Below are 17,177 nucleotides of genomic sequence, written 5' to 3'. Positions count from 1 at the left end.
ATCGACCCTGTTGCGCCGCAAAAATTACCGACGTTTCGCATAGTATCGGTGGCGCTTCATTAACCACGGCGCGCGACTGCCGCCGGCAACTCGCGACTTCGCCCGATGTCAGCGACGCGCGCCGTTTGCCGCACGCAGCGATTTCACGAAATCGATCACCGCCAGAATCATCACACCCACAACAATGAGGATGAGCGGAATGGCCTTGACCCAAGCCAATATGACTCCAAGAAATGTCATCACCAGCCCGAGGCCGATGATTCCGGTGATCAGATTGGTCATCGCGCTTTCCTTTTCTCTCCGCCGGGCGCCGGCTTCGATCCAACGGTCGTGACTCCCCGCCGGCCGCTGCGCCCGACATTGTTGACAAGCCAGTGCGCGGTGCGCAACAGGCGCGCATCGTTGCCGCGGCGGCCGACAAGCTGAATCCCCAACGGCAGGCCGGTTTCGGACCTCATCAACGGCAAGCTGATGGCAGGCATGCCGAGATAGGTCCAGGTCGTGCAGAAAATCGGGCTGCCGGTCGTCTCGATTCCGGGCGCCTCGCCCGGCGCAGCAGGCGTCAGAACGGCGTCGTATTCGTCGAATGTAAGGTCCAGAATCTGGTTGAGCGCCGTAATGCCGGCCAGCGCGTTGCAATAATCCATCGCGAGGTGCGCGCGGCCGCGCTCGATCAGTTGCCGCAACTGCGTGCTGAGCTTGTCGCCACCTCGCTCGTAATCGCGGCGCAGATTGTGGCCCATCTCAACGTCCATTATGACGCGGTGCATATCGACGACCCTGTCAAAGCTCGGCCCAAGCTCGACTTCGCTCGCGGCCTCGCCCAAAGCCTCGACAAGCTCGGCAAAAGCTTCACGTGTCACCGGCTCGGCCTGCTCCCAAACCGCAGAGCGCACGAAGGCAAATCGCGGCGGCAATGGCGGCTCGTTCGCCGCTACGGCAGAAAATGGCGGATGCGCAACAGGCCGCGTGTCCAAATCTTCCTCGTCGAACCCGACCATCACCTCGGCCAGCAGGGCCGCGTCCTCGACGCTGCGCCCGAACACGCCGACATGATCGAGCGTGCGCGACAATTCAAGCGCGCCGCTGCGCGGAATGAGGCCATGCGTAGGCTTGAAGCCTACCACGCCGCAGAAAGCGGCGGGGCGGATCACCGAGCCATTGGTCTGCGAGCCGATGGCACCTGGCACCATCAGCGCCGCAACGGCCGCGGCGGAGCCGGAGGAGGATCCGCCCGGTGTGCGATCCGGGTTGTGCGGATTTCGGGTCTTGCCCGGATTGTAATAGGCATACTCGGTCGTCACCGTCTTGCCGAGGATCACAGCTCCTGCCGCGCGCAGCCGCGCCACAGCCGCCGCATCGCGCCGCGGCGTGCGTCCGGCCCACAACTCTGATCCGAATTCCGTCGGCATATCGCCGGTATCGAAGATATCCTTGATGCCCACCGGCACGCCATGCAGTGGGCCTACAGCCCTGCCCTGCTTGCGATGATCGTCAGCAGCCTCGGCCTGCCGCATCGCGTGGTCGCGATCGAGAAACGCCCACGCACGGATATCGCGATCGAACTCGTCGATGCGCTTGAGGCAGTCGCCGACAAGCTCCGCCGAACTGAACCGGCCGTCGCGGATGCCGGCCGCGGCTTCCGCGAGACCCAGCGCATTGAGACTCATGCGTACCCTTTCATCGGTTGACCGGGCAGCTCACCGCGATCCATAGAGGTAGCCGGGCAACCACAATGCAATGTCCGGGAAGATATAGACCAGCGCCATGGTGAGGAAGACCAGGCCGACAAAGGGAAGCGCGCCGGAGAAGATGTCGGTAAGCTTCACCTCCGGCGGCGCCACACCCTTCAGATAGAAGGCTGCCATCGCGACGGGCGGCGTATTGAACGCTGTCTGCGTATTCAGTGCGACCAGGATGCCGAAGAAGATCGGATCGATGCCGTACTGGGGAAGCAGCGGCAGGAAGATCGGCACGAAGATGATGATGATCTCAGTCCATTCCAGCGGCCAGCCGAGCAGGAAGATGATCAACTGGGTCAACAGCAGGAACTGGACCGGCGAAAGGTTCATCGAGGTGAAGAACTCCTCCACCACCGACTGTCCGCCAAGCACCGCAAACACCGAGGAAAACGTCCACGACCCGATGAACAAGTAGCAGACCATGGCGGTGGCGCGCACAGTCAGATACACCGATTCGCGCAACATCTCATAGTTGAGCGAACGGTAGGCAGCGGCCAGAACGATGCTCATGAGGGCACCTACAGCGGCCGCCTCGGACGGAGTCGCCAGGCCAAACAGGATCGCGCCGAGCACCGAAACGATGAGCAACGCAAGCGGCAGGAATGACGTAGTGAGCGCCCAGATCACCTTGGTAATCGGCACGTTGGTCTGCTCGGGCGGCAGCTTCGGCGCGAGTGCAGGATTGATGATCGCGCGCGCCATCGCATAGAGAATGTAGAAGGTCGCCAGCATGAACCCCGGAAAGAACGCGGCCGCATAAAGCTTGACCGCCGAAACGCCCGCGGTAGCGGCATAGACGATCAGGAGAATGCTCGGCGGAATCATGATGCCGAGGCAGCCACCGGCGCACACCACGCCTGCCGACAGCTTGCTGTCGTAACCGGCTCGCAGCATCGCGGGCAAAGCCAATAGGCCCATCAGCGTGACAACGGCGCCCACAATGCCGGTGGCGGTCGCGAACATGGCGCAGGTGATCAGCGTGGCCACCGCAAGCGCGCCCGGCACGTTCTTCATCGATAGCTGCAGCGAGTAGAACAGGCGATCGAGAATGTTTGCGCGCTCGACCAAATAGCCCATGAACAGGAACAGCGGGACCGCGACCAGCACGTCGCTGGACGTGACCTCGAAAGTCTTCTGCACCAGAAGCGTGAAGATGCGGTTCTGGAAGAAGTCCTGACCGGGGGTGTAGTAGGCATAGTAGCCGAACGAGACGCCCATCGCCATCAGCGTGAAGGCGATCGGGAAGCCGAGCATGATGATGAAGATGAACAGGCCCAGCATCAGCATGCCGAGTTGAGGATCGGTCATGTGCCTGCTCCCTTCTCGTCCTGCTGTGCGGCCGCCTGCTGCTGATGCTCGCGGATGACGATGCTTTCGGTCTCCTCGACGTCGTGCAGGCGCTGCGGCCATCGGCCGGTGCGGATGCACAGCACACAGCGAATGATTTCAGCGAAGCCCTGCAGGAACAGCAGGAAGCCGGTGAGCGGGATCAGCGCTTTCAGCGGAAAGACCGGCACGCCAGCCGGACTGAAGATGCTGACCTCGCGGAAGCGCACCGACATCTGGGCATAGTTCCAGCCCGAATACATCAACGCTGCGATCGCCGGCAGGAAAAACAGAATGTAGAGAACAAGGTCCATCGCCGCCTGGGTGCGCGGCGACCAGAGGCGGTAGACCACGTCGGCGCGCACATGGCCGTTGCGCGAGAGCGTGTATGCGCCGGCCATCAGGAACATCGCGCCATAGGTGATGTAGCTGATGTCGAAAGCCCAGGTGGTCGGCGCCCGCAGCACGTAGCGCACGAACACCTCATAGCTGACACCCAGCGTAAGCACGAGAATCAGCCAGGCGAACGCTTTGCCGACCCAGGTGCTGAGCTCATCGATGAAGAACAGAAACTTCGTCATGCGAGTCGAACTCGCTTTGCGCAGCACATCCGGATGTTCCCCCTCCCAATTCGTGGCTGGACGGCGCTTCACTGCGCCGCCCGTCATCGTGCGGCGTCAGCGCCGCGCCGCGAACGCCGTCAGACCTTGATCACACCCGGGAAGTGATGCTCGAATGCGCCGCGGTAATCCGTCGCGTTGTATATGTTGTAGTAAACCACGCGGCGCACCCATTCCTTCTGCGAGTCCATCACCTTCTTCATGAACGGATCCGAACCGAGCTGGACGATCAGACCGTCCCACGCCTTGATCTGCGCGTCGAACACCGACTTCGGCGTCCGCAGGACGTTGACCTTGTCCTTGCTGATCAGCTCCTGGAGGTCCTTGGAATAATAGTCCATGGCTTTCCACTCGTTGGCGGAGGAAGCGGCTTCGGCGGCATATTGGAGGATCGCCTGCTGTTCTTTCGGCAGGGCGTTGAACTTCGTCCGGTTGAACATGATTTCGAAGTATTCCGTCGCCTGATGGTGGCTGCCCATCATGTAGTTCTTGGCGACATCCTGCGCGCCGAAGCGCCGGTCCGAGGTCGGATTGTTGAACTCGAACCCATCGATCACGCCGCGCTCCATCGCGGGCACGATTTCGCCGCCAGGAAGCTGCGCGACGGATGCCCCCATCGCCTGAAAGAGATCGGCGGCAAGGCCCACGGTGCGATACTTCAAGCCCTTGAGGTCAGCGTCGCTCGTGATGGGCTTCTTGAACCAGCCGAGCGGCTGGGTCGGCATCGGCATCGCAAAGAAGCTCTTGATGTTGACGTTCATGATCTTGGTTTGCAGTTCCTCGAACAGCTCCTTGCCGCCACCGTTGTGGATCCAGCCGAGGCCTTCGTTGGCGTTGAAGCCGAACACCGGGCCTGTGCCGAACAGCGAGGCCGCCTTGTGCTTGCCGTACCAGTAGACCGTCACCGTGTGTGCCGCGTCGATCTGGCCACCATGAACGCCGTCGAATACCTGGAACGGATGCACGACCGAGCCGCCGACCAGATAGTCTATGCGCAGCCGGCCGCCGGCCATCTCGTTGACGCGCTTCACATAGTCTTCGGCCATCTCGTTGAAGACATCGGCCTTGCCCCACGAGCCCTGCATCTTCAGCGTCGCTGTCTGCGCCCGGCTGACTTGCGGCATGGCGATGGTGGCGGCGCCGGTAGCACCGGCGGCGAGCAAAAATTTTCGACGGGTTGTCTTGGTCTTTTCGGACTTTACGGTCATGGACGTCCTCCCTGGCGGCGTTGTGTACGAACGGCACTTAGGTGCGCTCTTTGTTGTCAGCCGCTGGAGGTACGCCGGATTCCAGCGACTTTCATCACAGTCTGGACGCATTGTCAGCATCCGACAAGCCGCGCGATGTCGCATTTTGGTCGTAGACGATCCCATTCGGGCTTTCAGCAGCCGGACATACAGTCGCCTGTCGCGGCGCAGCAAAGGGGGAGACGGCGTCTCCTCATCTCGCGAGGCTGCCGGCCGCGTCCTGTCGCCGCCGGCGTTCTATTCGAAGGACGGCGCGCCGAAGCACATCAACACTGAACGAGATCTTGTCGGGCATGATGCCCTGCTGATCGTCATCGTCTGCATGGTGCCGATGTATCTTCGGACCGGCCTCACGCTGTGGCTGCCGAGTTATTTGAACCGGGTTGAAGCGTCAGGAAGACGGCAGACCAGCGCCTCGTCAATGAATGCCCGTTAATGAATATGAACGTTTATTCAATGACTTAGGTAGGGATTTATTGTCGCACTCCGGAACGCGCAGGGTTCGTCGTCATTAGCCCTCCACACGACAACCGGAGTGCTCATATGAAGAAGTTGCTTATCGCGATGGCAGTTGGCGGGGCCGCATTGGTTGGCGGATCAGTTGCAAATGCCGCAGACAATGGAGTGAAAGCGAAAGACGGAGCCGATGTGACGCAGCCGTCGACCGATTTCAGTTCGCAACGTCGGCACTGGCATCGCCATCACCACTGGGGCCACGGTCACTGGGGCCATCGCCACCACTGGCGCCACGGCTACCATCGCCCGTACTACAATAGCTACGGCTACTATGGACGACCGTACTATGGCGGCCCGAGCGTAACCTTCGGCTTCCGTGGAGGCGGGTATCGCGGTTGGTAGCAATACAAGAGCCCGCCAAAAGGCGGGCTTTTTTCTTTGAGGGCGCAGGCGTCCTGACATGCCATGCTCAACGAGATCGTTGGGGCATCTCTTCGGTCGTTGCGCACAGCCGGGACGAGATCGCTATTGCGAACAGAGCGACTGTCCGCCAAAGCCTTAGCGAATACCGAAGCAATCCCCCTTCGTGCTAACGGTTCGATTGCCGCGGCGCTTCGCGTTTCGCAATGACGGAACGAGAAGCGTAGGCTGGGCGCTGCTCATCGTCATCATCTGCATTGAGGATAGCGGCTGCCGCGGGCGTCACTTTTGGTTGTGTATGCTCGCGTCGAGATGGTAGACGTCGCCGCATGGGCGACGTTGTTTTTCTATTTCCTTCCTACCGGCCGACGGCCAGCTTCCCCAGGTTGCTAAACTCGCTTCGGCAGTTGGATGCCTCCACACCGATTGTGGTCGTCGATGACGGAAGCGACCCGGTCCATGCGAACGTCTTTGAAGCCGTCAAGGCGGTGCCTGGCGTGACGCTGCTTCGGAACGCGGTCAACCTCGGAAAGGGCGCCGCGCTGAAGCATGGCATGAACCATATCCTGCTGGAGCATCCGAACAGCATCGGCACCGTCACAGCAGACGCCGACGGCCAGCATTCAGCGAAGGACATCGTCCGGCTTCGGGACGAGCTTCGTCGGCAGCCTGATCACGTCATTCTGGGCTGCCGCGACTTTGGCAAGAACATCCCGTTCCGCAGCCGGTTCGGCAATGTTGTCTCCCGCTACGTCTATCGGCTGCTGCTTGGGCTCCACCTTTCGGACACCCAGACCGGCCTCAGAGGCATTCCGCGCAAACTGATGGCTGCAAGCCTTCATATTCGCGCAAACCGCTACGAATACGAGACCGAGCAGCTGATCGTCGCAAAGCAGGAAGGTCTTGCGACGCACGAAATCCCCATTCAGACGATCTATATCGATGACAATCGCGCCTCGCATTTCAATCCGCTCCTGGACTCCTTTCGGATCTATTTCGTTCTTCTCCGCTACGCGCTTTCCAGCATTGCGACGGCCATCGCCGACTTCATCGCGTTCTATGTGCTGACGAACAGCAATGTGCCCGTGCTCAGCGCAAATATGGGCGCCCGTGGCTTTGCGCTCTGGATCCAGTTCATGCTGCTGAAGAAGTACGTCTTCAAGAGCAAGGCGGGGCTGGCTACCTTTGCCGCGTATGTTGCGTATGTATTTTTCTCGGGCTACGTCTCGTCGCTTGCGCAGATCCAGTTCACCGCACACATCGTGCAGTCGCCCTTGCTGGCAAAGACCGTCGTCGAGCTGGCGATCTGGATCTTCAATTTCATGTTCCTGCGAGACATCATCTTCCGCAGATGGAGCGAGGTTTGAAGCCCACCCACACAGACTGGAACAGCTACTACGCGAGACCGTACAAGACCGCGTCGCTGACCCGCAGATACACAGCTTCCGTGCTGGTGGAGCAAATCCGGGAACATGGCGGATCAGGAGCCAATATTCTCGAACTGGGCGGTGCCAATAGCTGCTTCATCGACAAGATCCTGACGGAGGTGGGCCCGGCTCGCTATGACGTGATCGACAGCAGCCGCCTCGGCCTCGATCTGCTCAAATCACGTTATCCGAATGACGCGCGCGTGACAGTACAGCAGGACGACGTGCTCGCGGCTTCGCCCGTACAAGGCGTGTACGACGTCGTCTTCAGCGTCGGGCTGGTCGAACACTTCGGCCCCGAGGGCACGGCTCGCGCCATCCAGGCCCATTTCAACTACCTGCGCGCGGGCGGGACCGCGATCATCACGTTTCCCACCCCCACGTGGCTCTACCGTAGCGTCCGCGCCTTGGCCGAGGCTACGAACAATTGGATCTTCCACGACGAGCGACCCTTGCAACTGCAGGAGTTTCAGCAGGCCGTCAAAGGTCTGGGCCAGATCGAATCCTCCCGCATCTTGTGGCCGCTCGTTCTGACCCAATACTTTGTGGTGACACGCAAAGGCCAAGCCTAGAGCGAGATGACTCTTCTTCGAATTGTCATCCCGGTCTAGCTCTTTGTTTGAGCATGATCTCCGCGCAAACGCTTCGCGTTTATCGCGAGGGAAAACCGGCCTCCACTTTTCCGGATCATGCTCTAGTCAGAGGCTCGCGCGAAGACGAGGAGTCCGGGGTCGCTTGCCTCATTGACCTTGCGATAGGCTGTCGAATTCTCTGTCGCTCGTATAAACTCCAATGTGGTGGGATGAGTTGACCCGGGCGGAAAGACGATGACCTTGCACGGCTCAGATGCATTGAAACGCTCGACGAAGGCCCCGGTCAGCGGCTCTGGATAATGGAAGAATTGGATCCGGTCGCGAAAGGGACCAAACGCGGAAATTGTCCGGGCGTACCCATCTGAGTCGAAGACGGTGCAGCCGCTCTTCAGCAACTCACCAATCTTCTGATTGAACTCAATTCCCCTGCCCCCACGCAACTGATCCCTGGCGAATCTCTCTTTCAACCCCTTGTCGTCCAGAGCCAATGGCAGCGTGAGGCCGAGCGACAGGGCAGCCACGCCGACGATCACTGCCGTGTCGGTCACGGTTCGTTCGTGCAGCGAACGAACCCGTGCAGTTTCCACTACGCGTGCCGCGGCATAAACGGTGATGAAGGCGCTGACCAGGAAGAACCCGAGCACATTGCGCAGATCATAGCTGGCCGTATTCGCCCACACGCCGATCCCGATCAGCAGAGGCAACAACAGCCATCGTACTCTCGGCAAGAAAGGACAGAGGAGAAGACCGGCGAGAATCATCAGCCGAAAAGCGATGGTGAAGCTGGTGCTGAACAGCTCAAACGCATGTGAAAGCCGCTCTGAAAGCGCCGCCACCGGATAGTTCGGCATTGAACGCACCGTCAGATGCAAATAGCTCATGGCGTAGGCCGCCGCGAAGACAAGCACGAGGCCGATGGCTGCAATGATGGTCTGCTTCCGCTTGGCCGGGGATAGATATCTGACCGCGTCGGTGCAGACGGCTGCCAGGACCGACAATGCGAACAAGCCGTAAAGCGGCTTGGTGGAAGTCGCTATCAACAGCAGGCACAGCGAAAGGAGCGGAAGGACGGGCCGGTCATCATCGGTTTGAGGCCTGGCACCGTCAAAGAGGAACAGCAATATTCCGCAGAAGCAAAAGATCGCAGCCACCCAGTCCGGGTAGCCTATCTGCAGAGTCTCCCTCAACCAGGGCTGCCGAATCTCGGCGATGAACCAGACATAAGCCACCAGCGCCGCTGCCGGAACGAGCGCGGAAACGCGGCCCAGTATTCCGATCGTCAGCACAAGAGGGACGATAATGAGCACGATGTAGACGTAGAAGGCAAAGTACTGGATGTCGGATCCGGTGAAGACGTACGTCACGGCCCATAGCGTGGAAATGAACTGCGGATAGCCGTAGGACCCCGTTGGGAAACGGCCTTCCGCCCACACCAGCGACCATACGTTCCAGCTGACCGAGACATCGCCACCATGGAAGACGTTTGGAACGCCATGCTTCCAGATATTGAAGTAGGTAAGGGCCACGACAACGACGCCGCTGAGGAGCAAACCCGTTTCCGATCGTGAAATTTGCGATGCGCCCCGCAGGCGCGCCGTGGACCGGACGCGACGCAGCGTCATGTAGATCAGGCTGCCCACCGTCACCGCAGCAAGTATGCGATACGTCAGGAGCGGATTCAGATGGAGCTGAGCGACAAGGGTCACCACGAGGTAGTTCGTGGCAAGACTGGCTACGACCACCGTCAGCCATCTCTGTGAGAAACCTGGCAGAGAGAAATTGTGAACAAGGGCGGCGCCGGGGAGAACGAAGATAAAGAGCAATGCGGCCAGGCCATTCAAATAGATGGGCGCAGCCTCGACCAGGCCAACCATAAGGTGCGGCAATCCCTGCCAAGCGTTGAAGACGCGGCGACTTATCGCATGCTGCGCTCACGGGGGCAATTCGCGCCCCGTGCTGCGCACAGCTTGATCTCAAAGCCCCTAGGATCTCAGGACAGTTCTAATGATCGTGGGTGCGCCTCACCGCGCCATGGCGCCATAGACGATGTCCTGCACCTGCTCGCGATAGTATTTCCGTATTTCCCCGGGGGCTGCCGTTCCGACCACCACGACCAGGCGCTCCTTCGGGTCGCAGAAGAACTGCGTGCCGTAGGCGCCGTTCCAGGTGAACTCGCCGGGGTTGCCGGGCACAGATGACAGGCCTTCGCTCGTTCGCACCGCCACCCCAAGGCCGAAGCTGAAGCCGCCGCGATGCGGCTCCACATTCGCGACGTTGTTCTTGATCTCTGGCCCAAGGTGGTTGGAGATCATGTGGTGCACCGTCTTGGGCCCGAGGATGCGCTTGCCGTCGAGTTCGCCGCCGTCAAGCAGCATCTGGCCGAAGCGGAGGTAGTCGCCGACCGTGGCAAACGCGCAGGCCCCGCCGCAATCGAACTTCGTCGCGGTGTCGAGCAGCCTGATGCCATGCGGCTTTCCAGTTAGCGGGTCATTCGGAAACGGACGGGCGAGCCGGTCGCGCTGCCCCTCCGACGGATGGAACGTGGCATCCTTCATGCCGAGCGGTTGCCACACATTTGCATCCAGATAGTCGCCGAGCCGCTGCGAGGTGACTTTTTCGATCACCGCGCCCAGCACGTCGATCGAGAAGCCATATTCGAATTCCGTTGCCGGCTGGTGTGCCAACGGCAGCTTCGCGATGCGATCGATGAAGGCCGGCGTATCGCCCTCGACGGCCGGCGCCGTGCCGTCGGGATAGAGGCGCGCGAGCGGGCTCGAGCTGTCCGGCCGTCCGCCGTACATCAGACCGGACGTGTGGCGATAAAGGTCATGAATGGTGATCGGCGAGGCCTGCACTTCCATCTTCAACGAACCGTCCGCCTGCGGAATGCCCACCTTCATCTCGGCGAAGGCCGGATAGTAATCCGCGAGCCTGGCCTGAAGCGGCAGGCGTCCTTGCTCCATCAGCGTCAGCCCAGCGACGGCGGCAAGCGGCTTGGTCATGGACGCAAGCGCGAAGACGGCATCGACCGGCATCGGCGTGCCCTTGACCGGATCGAGCTGGCCATAGGCCTTGTAGTGCACGAGCTTGCCGTCCCGGGCGATCGCGACCACGGCGCCGGGCACCCGTTTCGCCGCTATCTCGCGGGCGAAGAAATCGTCCAGCCGGGCCAGTCCCTGCTCCGAGAATCCGACATCGTCAGGCTTGGCCTCGGGTAATGGGGCGGCATGTGCCATTTCGAGAGCGAGGCCGATAGCCACGGCCGCAGCGATAAGCCTTTTCATGATTTCCTCCCGGGGTGCGGATTTTGCCCGATTGTTATGCGATTTATGCGTCCGCCAATTTTATGCTTAAATCATGTCTGCCGACCAACGGAGTTCGAGATGACCAGGAAACTTGCAGCAGCCACCCTCATCGCTTTGGCGACGCTGGCGCCTTTCGGCACCGTCGCGAAAGCCGCGCAATGCGGTAACGGCCCGGGTGGTTACGAGGCCTGGAAGGCCGAATTCGCCCGGGAGGCAAGCGGCAAGGGCATCGGACAAACCGGTGTCTCCGCTTTGATGCAGACGCACTATGCGAGCGCGACCATCGCCGCCGATCGCGGCCAGCGCAGCTTTGGCCTGTCGCTCGACCAGTTTCTCGCCAAGCGCGGCGCCTCGACCATCGTCTCGCGCGGCCGTGCTCTCAAGCAATCCCACGCGGCGCTGTTCGCCTCGATCGAGCAGCGCTACGGCGTCCCGCCGGGGCCGCTGATCGCGATCTGGGGCATGGAGACCGGCTTCGGCAGCCAGCGCGGCAATCAGCATATGCTGTCGTCGATCGCCACCCTTGCCTACGACTGCCGCCGCCCTGAGTTCTTCACCGACCAGCTCTACGCGGCGCTGAAGCTCATCGATCGCGGCGCGCTGCCGGCCTCGACGCGTGGATCGATGCATGGCGAGGTCGGCCAGACCCAATTCATGCCCAAGAACATCCTGGCCTACGGCACCGGCAATCTCGACGTTGCCGCCAACGCGCTGAATTCGACGGCCAACTTCCTTAAAGCCCATGGCTGGCGCGCCGGCGCGGGCTACCAGCCCGGCGAAGCCAACTTCGCAGCGATCGAGGCCTGGAATGCCGCCGGCGTCTATCAGAAGGCCATCGCGATCATGGGCCGGCAGATCGACGGCGAAGGCCGCGCGTCGGCGGCGCGGTGACATTGTCTCGCTTATTGAGCCTGCGCAGTCGCCGTGCCCGCCTCGGGCACTTTGTCGTTCCAATCCGGCGGCACGCCGATCGCTCCGCCGACCAGGCCGGCGATACCGGGCTCGCGGCCGAATGCTTCGCAGGCTGCGTATTTCGGTGCGCCGCCCGCCCATGACTGGATGCGGTCCATGGAAGGTGGCTTCGCGAGCGTTCCGAACGGCGTCTTGCCGGTGACCAGCATTCGGCTGAAATCATCGCCGAACGCGCTCGCCAGCTCGTAGGCGTCGCCGGACGGGGAAACGCGCGCCGAACCAGACAGCGCGTTCGCTCCGCGTCCCCAGACCATGGCGGCCTCCTGCCTGCCGTCGCGGCCCCGTGCTTCCGCTTCGACCGACAATGAACCGAGGCCAATGGGAATGCGAGGGATCGGCACCGGGACGCCAGGCAGCAGCACGGTCTTGGCAATGGATGCCCCTTTCGATGCAGCCACCGCCTTTTCGTCCGTCGGGGTCATCACCATGATCAGCGAATGAACGGTGAGATCCGCGTCGTCGCTCGCGGCCACCACGGTGAAGCGTTCGCTGAGGCCGGCGCAGAGGGAGCGATCGATGGCGTTAGCGACCAATCTACGCTCCTGGTCCGTGATCCCCTCCGCTTTTGCCTTGTCGGCAATCGTCGCGGGAATGATCCGCACGGTGCGTGCCGCCAGCACCTGATCTTCATGCGCATAGAGCTTCGATTTCGTGAGCACGCCGTCGGAGGGCTGGAGCTGACTGTATGATGTCAGCGAGCCGCCCTGATCCAGCGCCACCGTCGCACAGCCGGACATCAGGGAGGCGGCAGTCAACGCCGCTGCAACCCGCAACGTGGCGCGATCGGACAGATTTCGCATCCGCCATCGGAGCACCTTCGGTAGCAGGCGATGAACGACCATCTGGCAGTCCTGTTTCTGACGGCTATGCTGACGACCGCCAGATGCGCGACCGATTGAGGCGGAGATATGCTCTACTCAATACAGATCGACGATTGCGAAATCCTGCCGCAACCTCGGCTGGTATTAGGATGCGCCACCGGTTGCGTCTCTACCTGAACAAGCGGGCAACAATGGCCTTGCCCACCGGGGCGGCTCTAACGCTGCGGAAGGCACGAACATACTCGCCGGCGTAAAACGCGCGAACGACACCTACCCGCGTGGCAACGCTCTCTTCAAATCGAACGCCGAAGCCGTCTCTGGTCCGCCGCACGACAAGGGCCGACACGTCCTGTCCGTACACGGTGCACCTGAGCATCGTTCCGACCGGTGGCGGCTCCGGATCGACGAAGCGGGCGCCCGTGATCGAGATATCGGCCATCCGTACAAGGCGGGCGTCGCTCCCGTGATAAACGAGAACCGGCTCATCGCGCGCGAACCGCTCCGCCTTGCGCCGGCGCGGCTGTTCGATACAGATGAAGCAGACGATCGTGAGGACGATGCAGTTGTACAGGCTCCAGGCCAGCGCCAGCCCGCCATAGGCGATGCTATCGCCCCGAAGACGGATGATGAAGGCATAGGCGATTGCCACCAGGGTTATCGCGAGCATCGCGCCATAGAGACGCACGAGCGGCCACTCGACGAAAAGCTGACTGCGATCGCCGCCTTTCGCCGTCACCTTGAACTTGTGACCTTGCGGCTTCAGAAGCCCCGCGACGACCGCCTTGAGCACGGCGGGCGCCGCGATGTACTGCGACACGTCGGTCATGATCGCAAGCGAACGGCCGCGGGAAATCCACGCCATCGTGAACGCATGCCAGATGTAGAACGGAAGAAAATACTTCAAGAGCTCGGACAGGTCGGCATGGACGGCCTTGATTCCGAACAGCAGGTACAGCCAGGGAACCACTAGGGCCAGGACCTTCGTGCCGTAGACCGCAGCCCAGCTCATGAAGGCGTCCACCAGTGAAAGCCGGTCGATGAAGGAGAGCTTCGACTGCAACGAGAATGGCCCGCTCTGCCCGCGCACGATCTGCATGAAGCCGAGACACCAGCGGCCACGCTGGGTGATGTATTCCTTGATTCCTTCAGGCGCCAATCCAATCGTGAGCCGTTCGTTCAGGTAGACGGTCCGATGGCCGAGCTCCTTCAAACGCAATGTGACAAGATAATCCTCGGTGACTGAATCGGTTGGGAAGCCGCCGATCCGCATCAGGCTTGAAAAGCGGATCACCGACGATGTGCCGCAGCAGAAGGCGACGCCCCAGGCATCCTTTGCCGGCATCAGTATGTCGAAGAAGAAGCGCTGCTCGTCGGGCCACACCTCGGTCGCGGCAAGGTTCGACTGGATCGGATCCGGATTGATGAAATGCTGCGGCGTCTGCACCACGCCGACGCTATCGTCCTTCATCAGGCTGGTCGCGCGCACCAGGAAGTCCGGCATCGGAACGAAGTCGGCGTCCAGGATGGAGATGAACTCGGGCTTGTCACGCAAAGTCGCGACATAACGCAATGCGTGGTTGATGTTGCCGGCCTTGGCGTGCCGGTTGTCCGGACGGGTCAGATAGAGGCAACCGAGTTCTTCGGCCAGGTGCTTGAGCCAGGGACGTCGTCCATCGTCCAGCACCCAGACGCGATAATTGCCGTAGTTGAGGCCGGTGGCGCCGATGATGGTGCGTTCGAGGATCGCCTTTTCCTCGTTATAGGTGCAGATGAAGACATCGACGAGCGGCACGGCCAGCGTCGCTGCGGAGCCCCTCAAGATCGCCTGCACATCGTCGCTGCGGTCGATGGTTCGGCTGAGAAACAATAGCGAGAGAGTGACGGACAGCATCGACGCGGCTTCCGCCAGCATGAACGGATAACCCACAAGGAAATCCGCATTCCAACCCGCCGGCGGCAGCGTTCGCGTCACGCGCCAAATGAAGTACTGGCACAACAGGATGAAGGAGATCCCGGCCATCAGCGATCGCGCAAACGTATTTTCACGCTTCAAGAGCGGCAAGATCGCCAGACACGCGCCGAACGCAACCAGGCCTGGCGCAAGCGCCGAGATCATGACTTTGATGCGTCGTGTCGAAATACGACGCGGCCGGTGCGCCCTACGTTGCAGTCCTTGACCACGCTGTCGGAGCTCGGCAGCGAGACCGTCACACGATATGGCTCCTTGCTGAGAGCATCCGGATTGATGGCGAGGTTCGCGGGTGCGCCGGAGGCGCCGGTAAGATTCGCGACGGTACCTTCGACAGACGGTCCGCCATCGTTGGGTTCAAAGGTCGCCGGCTCGCCAAGTTGGAGCAGGTTATAGACGCTCTCGGTGACATTGGCGGTGACCACGGCGCCGCTGCAATCGAGCAGCTTCAATAGTGGCTGGCCGGCCCGCACGTCCTCGCCCGGCGAGGTCATCATCTCCCAGATTCGTCCGGCAACGGGAGCCTTGATGTCGGCCTCTGCCCGGCCGATATAGCGGAATTGTTCGGACGCGATCTCTCCGTTGAGCCAATTGGTCTCGGCGTCGGCATGCGCCAGATCCGCCTTTAGATCCTCCGCACGCTGCCGCATCTCCTCCTCGCGCTGAACCGAACTTGGCCGATCGTTGTAGCTGTCTCCGAGATAGGTGCCTTGCCGGGCCGCGGTGAGCTCGACTTTCGCGGCATCCAGCCGGCGGCGCGCGCCGGTCTCGGTCTGCTGCGCGACGGCCTGCTCGCGGGTCAAGCGGTTCAGCTCGACACTGGAAACATTCCCCGTTCTTGCAAGCGATGTGGCCCGCTCCACGGCGGCAACCGCCTCCTCCCGTCGCGCGCCGGCGGCCTCGATCGCCGATTGGATTTCGGCGATACGCGCCTCCAACTGGAGGATCCGCCCTTCCCTGAACTGCGCGGCCTGGCGCGCGAGATCCTGCTGCGCCGCCTGCGCGGTGGCGAGCTTGGCCGCGAGACTCGGCCGCTCATTGTCCAGTCGTGACACCTGGCGACGCAGGTCATCCAATCGGGTTCTCTCGCCGCGCGGATTGACCACGCGCAGGATGGTGTCGCCCTCGGCGATCGAACTAAGAGGCGTGGGACGATCGGATTTCGTCGTTACCTGGCCGTCGATTGGAGTTCTCAGTGTCACGAGCCTGGCGTTGACGACGGCTTCGACGCTGGATGTCTGCCAGATGGCCCGCAGCGGCAGCCAGCCGAACACAGCAATGATGGCGAGGCCGATCGCTATCTTCAGAAGCCGTCGCACATTTAGAAATGTGCGGGCTGACGCCTGGTGATTGGACGATACGTCGCCCGGCGGCTCGCTGAAATTGTGCCTGAGCCGCTCGTCGAGATCGCGCTGCAGGTCCTTGGCGCTGCCCTGCGCATCCGAACGTTGGGTGCCGTGGTCCTGAGGCGGTGCCGGAGCTTGCGCCTCAGCAAAGGGAGACTTCCGCGCTGGGTCCATGGGAACTGAACCGAATGCTGTTGGCCAACGAGTTAACTCACGAGACCTGCATCCTGAGGTAGTGCGCTGAAAATAGAAACCGATGCCGTTGCCAAATCACCAAATTCCGCGAAACACCTTTCATCAAATTTGAGAAGAACGGGAGTTTTTGGGGCAGCGGTTCAATTGTGAAACAGCTTCTCCGCTGTCATCGTCCGGCTTGACCGGACGATCCAGTATTCCAGAGACGGCAGTACCTGAGCCGAGAGGCCGTCGGATACTGGATGCCCCGCCGGAGCCTGAGACCTGGTGGCGGGGCATGACGGTGGAGTTGGGGAGAGGATGCTTGCGGCGCGCAAACTGACGCCGGCGCGGACCGTGCCGGTGCTAGCGCGGTCGCAACTGCTCCGGCATGGTGTGGAGGTTGAGAGGGGTCACTTTCCAGCGCGAGGCATCGTCATATTCGAAGTCGGTCGTCACCTCGCCGGTGTCGCGGCGGATCTGCATCAGCGCCGATTTCCAGTGCCGGCCGGTCGGCTGGCGCATGAGGGTGTGGAGTTCGCGAAACTTCCGGTTGATGGAGAGGTCTCCGGGGTCGCCGGGCTCGGCCCGGCCGCCGACGTCATAGCGGTAGCTGCTGACCTGAACGGAAGCCTCGTCGACGATCGCTACCACCGAGATGCCGGCCCAATCACGGGACTCCATGGTTTCGCTTTGCGCGACCATGCCGGCGATCTCGTGCAACAGCGCGTCTGCCTGCCTTTGATCCATCATGGCCAA

At 61.5% G+C, this 17,177-nt stretch carries 15 protein-coding genes and 1 pseudogene; 5 read left to right on the top strand and 11 right to left on the bottom strand.

Features of this window, described 5'->3' with window-relative positions:
• Window positions 1-108: 108 nt before the first annotated feature.
• From J6497_RS00910 to J6497_RS00890, 5 genes are all read right to left on the bottom strand, one after another.
• Complete coding sequence (locus tag J6497_RS00910) at window positions 109-282, bottom strand: hypothetical protein (RefSeq protein ID WP_225702342.1); 174 nt, start codon at window positions 280-282, stop codon at window positions 109-111.
• A complete protein-coding gene (locus tag J6497_RS00905; protein ID WP_225702341.1) occupies window positions 279-1,670 on the bottom strand; it encodes an amidase in 1,392 nt (463 codons plus the stop codon). Before J6497_RS00905 ends, J6497_RS00910 begins: the two co-directional genes overlap by 4 nt.
• 30 nt (window positions 1,671-1,700) lie before the next feature.
• Window positions 1,701-3,050, bottom strand: a complete 1,350-nt coding sequence (locus tag J6497_RS00900) for a TRAP transporter large permease (RefSeq protein ID WP_225702340.1) — start codon at window positions 3,048-3,050, stop codon at window positions 1,701-1,703.
• The gene (locus tag J6497_RS00895) at window positions 3,047-3,649 is read right to left on the bottom strand and encodes a TRAP transporter small permease subunit (protein WP_225702339.1); all 603 of its coding nucleotides are present in this window, start codon (window positions 3,647-3,649) and stop codon (window positions 3,047-3,049) included. The genes J6497_RS00900 and J6497_RS00895 overlap by 4 nt, the downstream gene beginning before the upstream one ends.
• A 119-nt stretch (window positions 3,650-3,768) precedes the next feature.
• Entirely contained in the window at window positions 3,769-4,896 is a 1,128-nt protein-coding gene (locus J6497_RS00890; RefSeq protein WP_225702338.1) for a TRAP transporter substrate-binding protein, read from the bottom strand.
• Between the two features lie 259 nt (window positions 4,897-5,155).
• On the opposite strand from J6497_RS00890, the pseudogene J6497_RS41865 reads away from it, so the two are divergent.
• From J6497_RS41865 to J6497_RS00870, 4 genes and pseudogenes are all read left to right on the top strand, one after another.
• A pseudogene (locus J6497_RS41865) lies at window positions 5,156-5,371 on the top strand (hypothetical protein); the annotation flags it as partial.
• 107 nt (window positions 5,372-5,478) lie between these two features.
• On the top strand, window positions 5,479-5,793 hold the full coding sequence (locus J6497_RS00880; RefSeq protein ID WP_225702336.1) for a hypothetical protein: 315 nt from the start codon (window positions 5,479-5,481) through the stop codon (window positions 5,791-5,793).
• Between the two features lie 347 nt (window positions 5,794-6,140).
• A complete protein-coding gene (locus J6497_RS00875) occupies window positions 6,141-7,178 on the top strand; it encodes a glycosyltransferase (protein WP_225702335.1) in 1,038 nt (345 codons plus the stop codon).
• The gene (locus tag J6497_RS00870; protein ID WP_225702334.1) at window positions 7,175-7,810 is read left to right on the top strand and encodes a class I SAM-dependent methyltransferase; all 636 of its coding nucleotides are present in this window, start codon (window positions 7,175-7,177) and stop codon (window positions 7,808-7,810) included. The genes J6497_RS00875 and J6497_RS00870 overlap by 4 nt, the downstream gene beginning before the upstream one ends.
• A gap of 122 nt (window positions 7,811-7,932) precedes the next feature.
• Here J6497_RS00870 and J6497_RS00865 read toward each other — a convergent pair whose 3' ends face one another.
• The gene (locus J6497_RS00865) at window positions 7,933-9,705 is read right to left on the bottom strand and encodes a hypothetical protein (protein WP_225702333.1); all 1,773 of its coding nucleotides are present in this window, start codon (window positions 9,703-9,705) and stop codon (window positions 7,933-7,935) included.
• Window positions 9,706-9,852: 147 nt separating this feature from the next.
• Entirely contained in the window at window positions 9,853-11,115 is a 1,263-nt protein-coding gene (locus J6497_RS00860; RefSeq protein ID WP_225702332.1) for a serine hydrolase domain-containing protein, read from the bottom strand.
• A gap of 99 nt (window positions 11,116-11,214) precedes the next feature.
• On the opposite strand from J6497_RS00860, the gene J6497_RS00855 reads away from it, so the two are divergent.
• Window positions 11,215-12,027: a lytic murein transglycosylase gene (locus J6497_RS00855; RefSeq protein ID WP_225702331.1), complete on the top strand. Its 813-nt coding sequence runs from the start codon at window positions 11,215-11,217 to the stop codon at window positions 12,025-12,027.
• A gap of 11 nt (window positions 12,028-12,038) precedes the next feature.
• On the opposite strand, the gene J6497_RS00850 is transcribed toward J6497_RS00855, so the two are convergent.
• The 4 genes from J6497_RS00850 to J6497_RS00835 all read right to left on the bottom strand — a co-directional run bounded on the left by J6497_RS00850 (window position 12,039) and on the right by J6497_RS00835 (window position 17,177).
• Complete coding sequence (locus J6497_RS00850; RefSeq protein ID WP_225702330.1) at window positions 12,039-12,950, bottom strand: DUF3313 domain-containing protein; 912 nt, start codon at window positions 12,948-12,950, stop codon at window positions 12,039-12,041.
• A gap of 148 nt (window positions 12,951-13,098) precedes the next feature.
• Window positions 13,099-15,045, bottom strand: coding sequence for a glycosyltransferase (locus J6497_RS00845; protein WP_225702329.1), 1,947 nt, complete (start codon window positions 15,043-15,045; stop codon window positions 13,099-13,101).
• A complete protein-coding gene (locus tag J6497_RS00840; protein WP_225702328.1) occupies window positions 15,042-16,418 on the bottom strand; it encodes an HlyD family secretion protein in 1,377 nt (458 codons plus the stop codon). The genes J6497_RS00845 and J6497_RS00840 overlap by 4 nt, the downstream gene beginning before the upstream one ends.
• Before the next feature lie 366 nt (window positions 16,419-16,784).
• The gene (locus J6497_RS00835; protein WP_225702327.1) at window positions 16,785-17,177 is read right to left on the bottom strand and encodes a hypothetical protein; all 393 of its coding nucleotides are present in this window, start codon (window positions 17,175-17,177) and stop codon (window positions 16,785-16,787) included.

The organism is Bradyrhizobium cenepequi (assembly GCF_020329485.1).
GTDB lineage: Bacteria > Pseudomonadota > Alphaproteobacteria > Rhizobiales > Xanthobacteraceae > Bradyrhizobium > Bradyrhizobium cenepequi.
This window is presented reverse-complemented; position numbering and strand designations above follow the sequence as displayed.

What these genes read in the sequence shown, in the direction of transcription:
- J6497_RS00910 (WP_225702342.1), bottom strand. Translation starts at nt 282, where the DNA reads ATGACCAATCTGATCACCGGAATCATCGGCCTCGGGCTGGTGATGACA.
- J6497_RS00905 (WP_225702341.1), bottom strand. Translation starts at nt 1,670, where the DNA reads ATGAGTCTCAATGCGCTGGGTCTCGCGGAAGCCGCGGCCGGCATCCGC.
- J6497_RS00900 (WP_225702340.1), bottom strand. Translation starts at nt 3,050, where the DNA reads ATGACCGATCCTCAACTCGGCATGCTGATGCTGGGCCTGTTCATCTTC.
- J6497_RS00895 (WP_225702339.1), bottom strand. Translation starts at nt 3,649, where the DNA reads ATGACGAAGTTTCTGTTCTTCATCGATGAGCTCAGCACCTGGGTCGGC.
- J6497_RS00890 (WP_225702338.1), bottom strand. Translation starts at nt 4,896, where the DNA reads ATGACCGTAAAGTCCGAAAAGACCAAGACAACCCGTCGAAAATTTTTG.
- J6497_RS00880 (WP_225702336.1), top strand. Translation starts at nt 5,479, where the DNA reads ATGAAGAAGTTGCTTATCGCGATGGCAGTTGGCGGGGCCGCATTGGTT.
- J6497_RS00875 (WP_225702335.1), top strand. Translation starts at nt 6,141, where the DNA reads ATGGGCGACGTTGTTTTTCTATTTCCTTCCTACCGGCCGACGGCCAGC.
- J6497_RS00865 (WP_225702333.1), bottom strand. Translation starts at nt 9,705, where the DNA reads ATGGTTGGCCTGGTCGAGGCTGCGCCCATCTATTTGAATGGCCTGGCC.
- J6497_RS00860 (WP_225702332.1), bottom strand. Translation starts at nt 11,115, where the DNA reads ATGAAAAGGCTTATCGCTGCGGCCGTGGCTATCGGCCTCGCTCTCGAA.
- J6497_RS00855 (WP_225702331.1), top strand. Translation starts at nt 11,215, where the DNA reads ATGACCAGGAAACTTGCAGCAGCCACCCTCATCGCTTTGGCGACGCTG.
- J6497_RS00850 (WP_225702330.1), bottom strand. Translation starts at nt 12,950, where the DNA reads ATGGTCGTTCATCGCCTGCTACCGAAGGTGCTCCGATGGCGGATGCGA.
- J6497_RS00845 (WP_225702329.1), bottom strand. Translation starts at nt 15,045, where the DNA reads ATGATCTCGGCGCTTGCGCCAGGCCTGGTTGCGTTCGGCGCGTGTCTG.
- J6497_RS00840 (WP_225702328.1), bottom strand. Translation starts at nt 16,418, where the DNA reads ATGGACCCAGCGCGGAAGTCTCCCTTTGCTGAGGCGCAAGCTCCGGCA.